2 protein-coding genes are annotated in these 8429 nt (G+C 73.9%); both read right to left on the reverse strand.

Annotated elements, in window-relative coordinates; genetic code table 11:
- Positions 1–25 precede the first annotated feature (25 nt).
- On the reverse strand, positions 26–5020 hold the full coding sequence (locus tag FB454_RS30570) for a type I polyketide synthase (protein ID WP_145824002.1): 4995 nt from the start codon (positions 5018–5020) through the stop codon (positions 26–28).
- 36 nt (positions 5021–5056) lie between these two features.
- A partial coding sequence (locus tag FB454_RS30575) for an SDR family NAD(P)-dependent oxidoreductase (protein WP_145824003.1) occupies positions 5057–8429 on the reverse strand: 3373 nt, incomplete at its 5' end.

Below are 8429 nucleotides of genomic sequence, written 5' to 3' on the forward strand. Positions count from 1 at the left end.
AGACGGGAGAGAGCTGGAGCTGGGGTCAGGAGATGCCGAGGTCCTTGTCCACCATCGCGAACAGTTCGTCGTCGGTGGCGTCGTCGAGATGCCGGCCGATGTCGGCGCCGCCGCTGTCCTGGCCGAGCCGGGAGAGCATCGCCTGCAGGCGTACGGTGGCCCGCACCCGGGCCGCCTCGTCCCGCGCGACCACGTCGAGGCCCTCGGCGATCCGGTCCAGATCGTCGAGGAGCGCGTTCGGGGTGACCACGTCGTCATGGGCGACCTCGGCGTAGAGGTACTCCGCCAGGGTCGTCGGGGTCGGGTAGTCGAAGACCAGGGTGACCGGGAGCGCCACGGCGGTGGCCGAGCCGAGCCGGTTACGCAGCTCGACGGCGGTGACGGAGTCGAAGCCCAGCTCCCGGAACGCCCGATGCTCGTCCACCGACTCGGCGGACGGGTAGTTGAGCACGGCGGCGACCTGGCTACGGACCAGGCCGAGCAGCACGGCGAACCGCTCGGTGGCGGGCAGCCCGGCGAGCCGGTCCCGCAACGACTCCGGGCCGTCGCCGACCTCCACACTGGCCACCGCCTCGGCGGCGGCGAGCCGCCGGACGTCCGGCAGGTCGCTGATCAGCGGACCGGGCCGGGTGGCGGTGAACGCGACGGAGAACCGTTCCCAGGCGATGTCGGCGATGGTGAGGAACGCCTCGCCGTGGTCCACGGCCTGGTGCAGCGCGGTGATCGCCGCCTCCGGGGTCATCTCGGGTACACCGTGGCGGTGCAGCAGATCGCCGAGCGGCCCGTCGGCCATACCGCCGCCAGCCCACGCCCCCCAGGCGATGGAGGTGGCGGTGAGGCCGAGGCCGCGACGGTGCTGGGCGAGCGCGTCGAGGAACGCGTTGCTCGGGGCGTAGTTGCCGACGCCGGAGCTGGCCACGCTGCCGGCGAAGGACGAGAACATGACGAACGCGGACAGCTCGTGGTCGAGGGTCAGCTCGTGCAGGTTGTACGCGACGTCGACCTTGGCCTGCAGCACCCGTTCGATCTGCTCGGGCCGGATGTCGTTGATCATGGCGTCGTCGAGGACGGCGGAGGCGTGCACGACCACGGTGAGCGGGTACTCGGCGGGGATCTGGTCGATCAGCTCGGCCAGGGCTTCGCGGTCGGAGGCGTCGCACTCGGCCACGACGGCCTGGGCGCCCAGCGCGGTGAGGTCGTCGACGAGCTGCTGCGCACCGGGTGCGGCCATGCCCCGGCGGCTGACGACGACGATGTTCTCCACACCGCTGCGGGCCAGCCAGCGGGCGGCGTGCCCACCGAGCGCGCCGGTGCCGCCGGTGACGAGCGCCGTGCCGTACGGCTGCCACGGGTTGGCGGGCTGGCTGTCGCCGAGCGGGACGCGGGTGAGCCGGCGGGCGAGCAGGCCAGTCGGCCGTACCGCGATCTGGTCCTCGTCCCCGGCGGTGGTGAGGGCCGCGACGAGCAGGTCGGCGCAGCGGTCCTCGACGGCCTCGGGCAGGTCCACGAGCCCGCCCCAGCGCTGCGGGTGCTCCAGCGCGGCGACCCGGCCGAAGCCCCAGACCAGCGACTGCACCGGGGAGCGCAGCAGGTCGGCCATACCGACGGACGCGGCGCCGGAGGTGACGCTCCACATCGGCGCGCGCAGGCCGATGTCGCCGAGGGCCTGGAAGAGCGCGACGGTGGCGGCGAAGCCGCCGGGCACGGAGGGGTGCAGCGGGTGGGCCAGTTCGTCGAAGGCGAGCAGCGAGACCACGCCGGCGACCTCGGCGGTGGCGTCGCCGCCCGGTGCGGCGGCCAGCGCCTCCCGCAGCAGCTTCCCGAACTGGTCGCGGTCGACGTCGGGCGTGGACACGGCCACCGGGACGAGGGTCGCGCCGGCCGCCGCGAACGCCTCGACGCAGGTGTCCTGCCATGGCTCGATGATGTCGCCGGTCGGCAGGACCACGACCCAGGTGCCGTCCATGCCCCGGTTGGCGACGCCGGTCAGCGGCTTCCAGGTGTCCTGGTAGCGCCAGCTGTCGATGTCGGCCTGCCGGCGCCGCTGCCGGCGCCAGGAGGCGAGCATCGGCAGGGCCGGCAGCAGCGCGTCGAGGACCTCGTGTGCCGGGGTCTCCTCGGTGGCGATGGTCTCGGCGAGGGCCGTGACGTCCCCGCTCTCGACGGCGGCCCAGAAGCCCGCGTCGCCCGGGTCGCCGCTCATGCCCGACAGCAGGCTCTCCAGGTCGGGCCCGCCGCTGCCGTCGAGCCAGTACCGGTGGTGGTCGAAGGCGTAGGTGGGCAGGTCGACGGTGGCCGCGGCCGGGAGCACCTTCGTCAGGTCGACGGGCAGGCCGACGGTGTACGCGGTGGCCAGGTTGGTCAGCAACCGGGTCACGTCGTCGTCACCACGACGCAGACTACCGATGGTGTGCCCACTCACACCGGCGTCGTCAAGAATCGCGGTCACCGGCATCGCCAGCACCGGATGCGGACTGATCTCGACGAACGTGGTGTACCCGGCAGCCACAGCCGTCCGCACGGCCGCGTCGAAGAGCATAGTCTGCCGCAGATTGTCGTACCAGTAGTCAGCGGTCATGGTGAGCGGGTCAGCCCACTCGCCCGTGAGGGTGGAGACCAGCCGGGTGTGGCCGGCCCGCGGGGTGACGCCGGCCAGGTCCGCGCGAAGCTGCTCGGCCACCTGCTGCACGGCCTCGGAGTGCGACGCGTAGTCCACGGGGATCAGCCGGGCGCGGACGCCCTGCGCCTGGCACGCCTGCACGAGGTCGGCCACGGGCTGCGGCGGGCCGGACACCACGACGGTGGACGGCCCGTTGACGGCCGCGACACCGACACCCGGGAACTCCCCCAGGCGCTCGGCAACCGCGTCGGCCGACAGGTCGATCGACGCCATCGTCCCGGTCCCCCGCAGCACCGTCAGCGCCCGCGACCGCAACGCCACTGCCCTCGCAGCGTCCTCCAGGCTCAGGATCCCGGCGACACAGGCCGCGCCGATCTCGCCCTGCGAGTGACCGATCACCGCGTCCGGGACGACGCCCGCCGCGCGCCACACGGCCGCCAGGGCGATGCCGACGGCCCACAGCACGGGCTGCACGACCTCGACCCGCTCCAGCCACGACTCGTCGTCACCGGTCAACACCCCGACGAGGTCCACGTCGAGGTACGGCGCCAGGGCCCGCTGGCACTCGGCCAGCTTCGCGTCGAACACCGGCGTACGACCGACGAGCCCGGCCGCCATCCGCGCCGACTGCGCCCCCTGACCCGGGAACACGAAGACGGGACCTGCGCCGGCGCTGGTGACCGTACCGCTGACGAGGTTCCCTGCCGGCTGGCCGGCGGCGAGGGCGTCCAGCCCGGCCAGCAGCTCGTCGGCGGTCGACCCGACGACGGCGGCACGGTGGTCGAACGTCGAGCGGGTGGTGGCCAGCGACCAGCCGACCGCCGCCGGATCGATCTCGCCGCGTCTGCGCAGGAAGTCCGCGAGCCGGGCCGCCTGCCCGCCCAGGGCGGTCCTCGACCGGGCCGACACCGGCCAGAGGGTCACGTCCGAGGCGACCAGGTCCGGCCGGCGCGCGGGCTCGACGGCGCCGGTCCCGTCCGCCTGCTCGCCGTCGACGGTCGCCGCCTCGGCGACGCGCGGGCGGTACTCCTCGAGGATGACGTGGGCGTTGGTGCCGCTGACCCCGAAGGAGGAGACGCCGCCGCGGCGGGGGCGGTCCAGCTCCGGCCACGGCTTGGACTCGGTGAGCAGGGAGACCGCCCCGGACGTCCAGTCCACGTGCGGGGACGGCTCGTCGATGTGCAGGGTCTCCGGCATGACGCCGTTGCGCAGCGCCATCACCATCTTGACCAGACCTGCGACGCCGGCGGCGCTCTGGGTGTGGCCGATGTTCGACTTCACCGAGCCCAGCCACAGCGGCCGGTCCGCCGGGCGGTCCTGCCCGTACGTGGCGATGAGCGCCTGCGCCTCGATCGGGTCGCCGAGGGTAGTGCCGGTGCCGTGCGCCTCGACCATGTCGACGTCGGCGGTGGAGAGCCGGGCGTTGGCGAGGGCCTGGCGGATGACCCGCTGCTGGGAGGGGCCGTTGGGGGCGGTGAGCCCGTTGGAGGCGCCGTCCTGGTTGAGGGCGCTGCCCCGGATCACGGCGAGGACCGGGTGGCCGTTGCGTTCGGCGTCGGCCAGCCGCTCCACGACGAGCACGCCGCCGCCCTCGCCCCAGCCGGTGCCGTCCGCGCCGGCCGCGAAGGCCCTGCACCGGCCGTCGACGGACATGCCGCGCTGCCGGGAGAAGACGACGAACACGCCGGGGGTGACCATGACGGTGACGCCACCGGCGATGGCCAGGTCGCACTCGCCGCGGCGCAGCGCGTTCACGGCGAGGTGCAGGGCCACCAGCGAGGAGGAGCAGGCGGTGTCCACGGTGACGGCCGGGCCGTTGAGGCCGAGGGTGAACGAGATCCGGCCGGACGCGACGCTTGTGGTGTTGCCGGTGCCGATGTACATGTCGACGCCCTCGGGCACGTGCGGCAGACCCATGCCGTAGTTCGAGGTGCTCAGCCCGACGAAGACACCGGTGGAGCTGCCGCGCAGCGACAGCGGGTCGATGCCGGCCCGCTCGACGGCCTCCCAGGACGTCTCCAGCAACAACCGCTGCTGCGGGTCCATGGCGAGGGCCTCACGCGGCGAGATGCCGAAGAGGGACGGGTCGAAGTCGCCGGCACCGTCGAGGAACCCACCGATGCGGGTGTAGCTCTTACCCGGCTTGTTGGGATCGGGGTCGTAGAGCGCCTCCAGGTCCCACCCCCGGTCGTCGGGGAACTCGGTGAGCGCGTCCCGGCCGTCGGCGACGAGCTCCCACAGGTCCTCCGGCGACCGGACGCCACCGGGGAAGCGGCAGCTCATGGAGACGATGGCCAGCGGCTCCTGATCCCGGGCCTCGACGGTCTGCAGCTTGCGCTTGGTGTCGTGCAGGTCTGCGGTCACCCGCTTGAGGAAGTACCGCAGCTTGTCGTCGCTCATCGGGTGGCCCCTGCCTCGATCCGAAGGTTGGTCATCTCAGGAGATTCCAAACTCTTTGCTGATGAAGTCGAAGATCTCGTCGTCGCTGGCCGAGTCGAGGTCTGGCCGGTCCGGTTCGACGGAGGGCCCGGCCGCAAGGTCGGACGCCTTGGCGAGCAGGTCCTGCATCCGGGCGGTGAACCGGGCGCGGGCCGCCGGGTCGAGCGGGATGGCGGTGAGCAGGCTCTCCACCGTGTCGATGCCCTGGAAGAGCGGTTGGGTGGAGGGCGCCGCGTCGGCGGCGATCTCGCTTGTCAGCTTCTCGGCGAGCGCCGTCGGCGTCGGGTAGTCGAAGACGAGCGTCGCCGGCAGCCGCAGGCCGGACAGGTTGTTGAGCCGGTTGCGCAGGTCGACGGCGGTGAGTGAGTCGAATCCCAGGTCGGTGAAGAGCCGGTTCGGGTCGACCGCGTCAGGGCCGGCGTGGCCGAGGACGGCGGCGATGTTCGCCCGTACCACGTCGAGCACCACCTTGAGCCGCTCCGGGGCGGCCAGTCCGGCGAGCCGCTGGCCGAGTTGGACCCCGCCGGAGCGGGCACCGGTGGCGTCCACGGAGCGCCGCAGCGGCACCCGGACCATGGCCCGGAGGATGGGCGCGAGGGTGCCGCCCTCCGCCTGCCCGCGCAGCGTCCCGACGTCCAGGCGCATCGGCAGGACGGCCGCCGCGTCGAGCCGCCACGCGGCGTCGAAGAGATTCAGCGCCTGCTCGGTGGCCAGGCCGGTGGCGCCCTGCTCGGCCATCCGTCGCACGTCGTCGTCGCCGAGGTGACCCGTCATGCCGCTGGCCTGCTCCCACAGGCCCCAGGCGAGCGAGTTGCCGGCGAGCCCACGTGCCCGGCGGTGCGCCGCGAGGGCGTCGAGGAAGGCGTTCGACGCCGCGTAGTTGGACTGGCCGGCGCTGCCCAGCGTGGCCGCCGCCGAGGAGAACAGGACGAAGGCCGCGAGGTTCGCGTCGGCCGTGAGGCGGTGCAGGTGCCAGGCGGCGTCGATCTTCGGCACGGCGACCGCGTCCACCCGGTCGGGGGTCATCGACTCCAGCACGCCGTCGTCGAGGACGCCGGCGGCGTGCACCACGGCGGTGAGCGGGTGCGCCGCGGGCACCCCGGCCAGCAGCGCCGACAGGGCCTCGGGGTCGGCGGCGTCGCAGGCCACGACGGCCACCTCCGTACCGGTGCCGGCGAGTTCGGTGACCAGGTCGCCGATCCCCTCGGCCGCCGCGCCGCGCCGCCCGGCCAGCAGCAGGTGCCGTACGCCGTGGCTGGTGGCGAGGTGGCGGGCCAGGATGCGGCCCAGCACGCCGGTGCCGCCGGTGATCAGCACGGTGCCGGCCGGGTCGATCCCGCCGGGCAGCGGCTCGACGGCGGCCGGAACCCGGCCGAGCCGTGGCGTGCGGACCTGCCCGTCGCGCACGGCGAGCTGCGGCTCGCCGGAGGCGATGGCGGCGGCCACCGCGGCGGCGCTGTCCGGGGCGTCGTCGAGGTCGACGAGCTGGCACCGGCCCGGGTGTTCGAGCTGGGCGGTGCGCAGCAGGCCCCAGACGGGGGCCTGGCGCAGGTTCACCGGCTCCTGCTCCCCTGCCGCGACTGCGTTCCGGGTGACGAGCACCAGCCGCGAGTCGGCGAACCGGTCGTCGGCGAGCCAGGTCCGCAACGCGGCGAGCGTACGGTGCGTGGTGGCCCGCGCCTGTGCGGCGAGCTCCGGGTCCGTCGGGTCCCCGGCGTCGCCGACCGGGACGATCACCGCCTCGGGCGTCGGCTCACCCCCGGCGAGCAGGTCGCCCAGCGAGTCGAGCCCGACGTCGGTACGCACCCGGGCACCGGCCGCCTCGCAGGCGGCGCTGAGCGCCAGGTCGTCGCCGAGCGCCACCCAGCGGGTGGCCGCCGGCACGGGGCCGGTTGGCACCGGCAGCACCGGCCAGTCCACCTGGAACAGCGACTCGTGCCGGCCGGAGCGGGCCGCGCCGAGGGAGTCCCCGGAGACGCGGCGCATGATCAGCGAGTCGACGTGCAGCACCGGGGCGCCGGTGGCGTCGGCCACCTGGAAGGAGACGCCGACCTCGCCGGCCGCGGCGACGCGTACGCGCAGGGCGGTGGCCCCGGCGGCGAGCAGGGAGACCCCGGTCCAGGCGAACGGCAGACGGGGCACGCTGGCGTCGGCGCCGTCGCCCATCCGGCCGAGGAAGCCGCCGATCGACATGGCCTGCAGCGCGCCGTCCAGCAGTGCCGGGTGCACGCCGAAGCGGCCGGCCGTGGCGTGGTGGTCGGCGGGCAGCTCGACCTCGGCGAAGACCTCGTCGTCGCGGGTCCACGCGGCGCGCAGGCCACGGAACGCCGGTCCGTAGCCGAAGACGGTCGCCTCGATACCGGAGTAGAAGTCGTCGGACTCGACGCGTGTCGCGCCGGGCGGCGGCCAGACCCCTAGGTCGAAGGCGGGCGCGGCGTCGGCCGGCTGCGGGCCGAGCAGACCGGTGGCGTGGCAGGTCCAGGCGACGTCGGCGAGGATCTCGTCCGAGCCGTCCCGGTAGGGCCGGGAGTAGAGCTGGACGGTACGCCGCCCGTCGTCGTCCCGGTCGCCGACCGTCAGCTGCACCTGGAGCGCGCCGAGTTCGGGCAGGACGAGCGGGGCGAGCAGGGTCAGCTCCTCCACCCTCGGGCAGCCGGCCTGCTCACCGGCGTACGTGGCCAGTTCGACGAAGGCGGTGCCGGGCAGCAGGATGTTGTCCATCACCCGGTGCTCGCCGAGCCACGGGTGGGTACGCACCGACAGCCGCCCGGTGAAGACCATCCGCTCGCTGTCGGGGAAGGTCAGCGCGGCGCTGAGCAGCGGGTGCCCGGCGTCCTGGAGGCCGGCGGAGGCGATGTCCTGCGCCCGGTGCACCGGCGGTTCGACCCAGTACCGCTGGTGGTCGAAGGCGTACGTGGGCAGTGCGACGGTGTCGGTCTCGGCGAGTACGGCCGTCAGGTCGACGGGCAGGCCGATCGTGTGGGCGGTGGCCAGGTTCGTCAGCAGCCGCGTCGCGTCGTCGTCACCCCGCCGCAGACTGCCCAGCATGTGCCCGCTCACGCCGACGTCGTCCAGGATCGCCGTCACCGGCATCGCCAGCACCGGATGCGGGGAGATCTCCACGAACGTGGTGTGCCCGGCGGCGACGGCCACCCGCACCGCCGCGTCGAACTGCACCGTCTGCCGCAGGTTCTCATACCAGTAGTCCGCCGTCATCGACGCCGGGTCCACCCAGTCCCCGGTGAGCGTCGACACGAGGCGGGTGTGGCCCGGCTGCGGCGTCACATCGGCCAGATCGGCGCGCAACTGCTCCGCGACATCCTGCACCGCCACCGAATGCGACGCGTAGTCGACCGGAATCAGGCGGGCC

This window comes from Micromonospora sp. CNZ297 (assembly GCF_007827625.1).

What these genes read in the sequence shown, in the direction of transcription:
- FB454_RS30570 (WP_145824002.1), bottom strand. Translation starts at nt 5,020, where the DNA reads ATGAGCGACGACAAGCTGCGGTACTTCCTCAAGCGGGTGACCGCAGAC.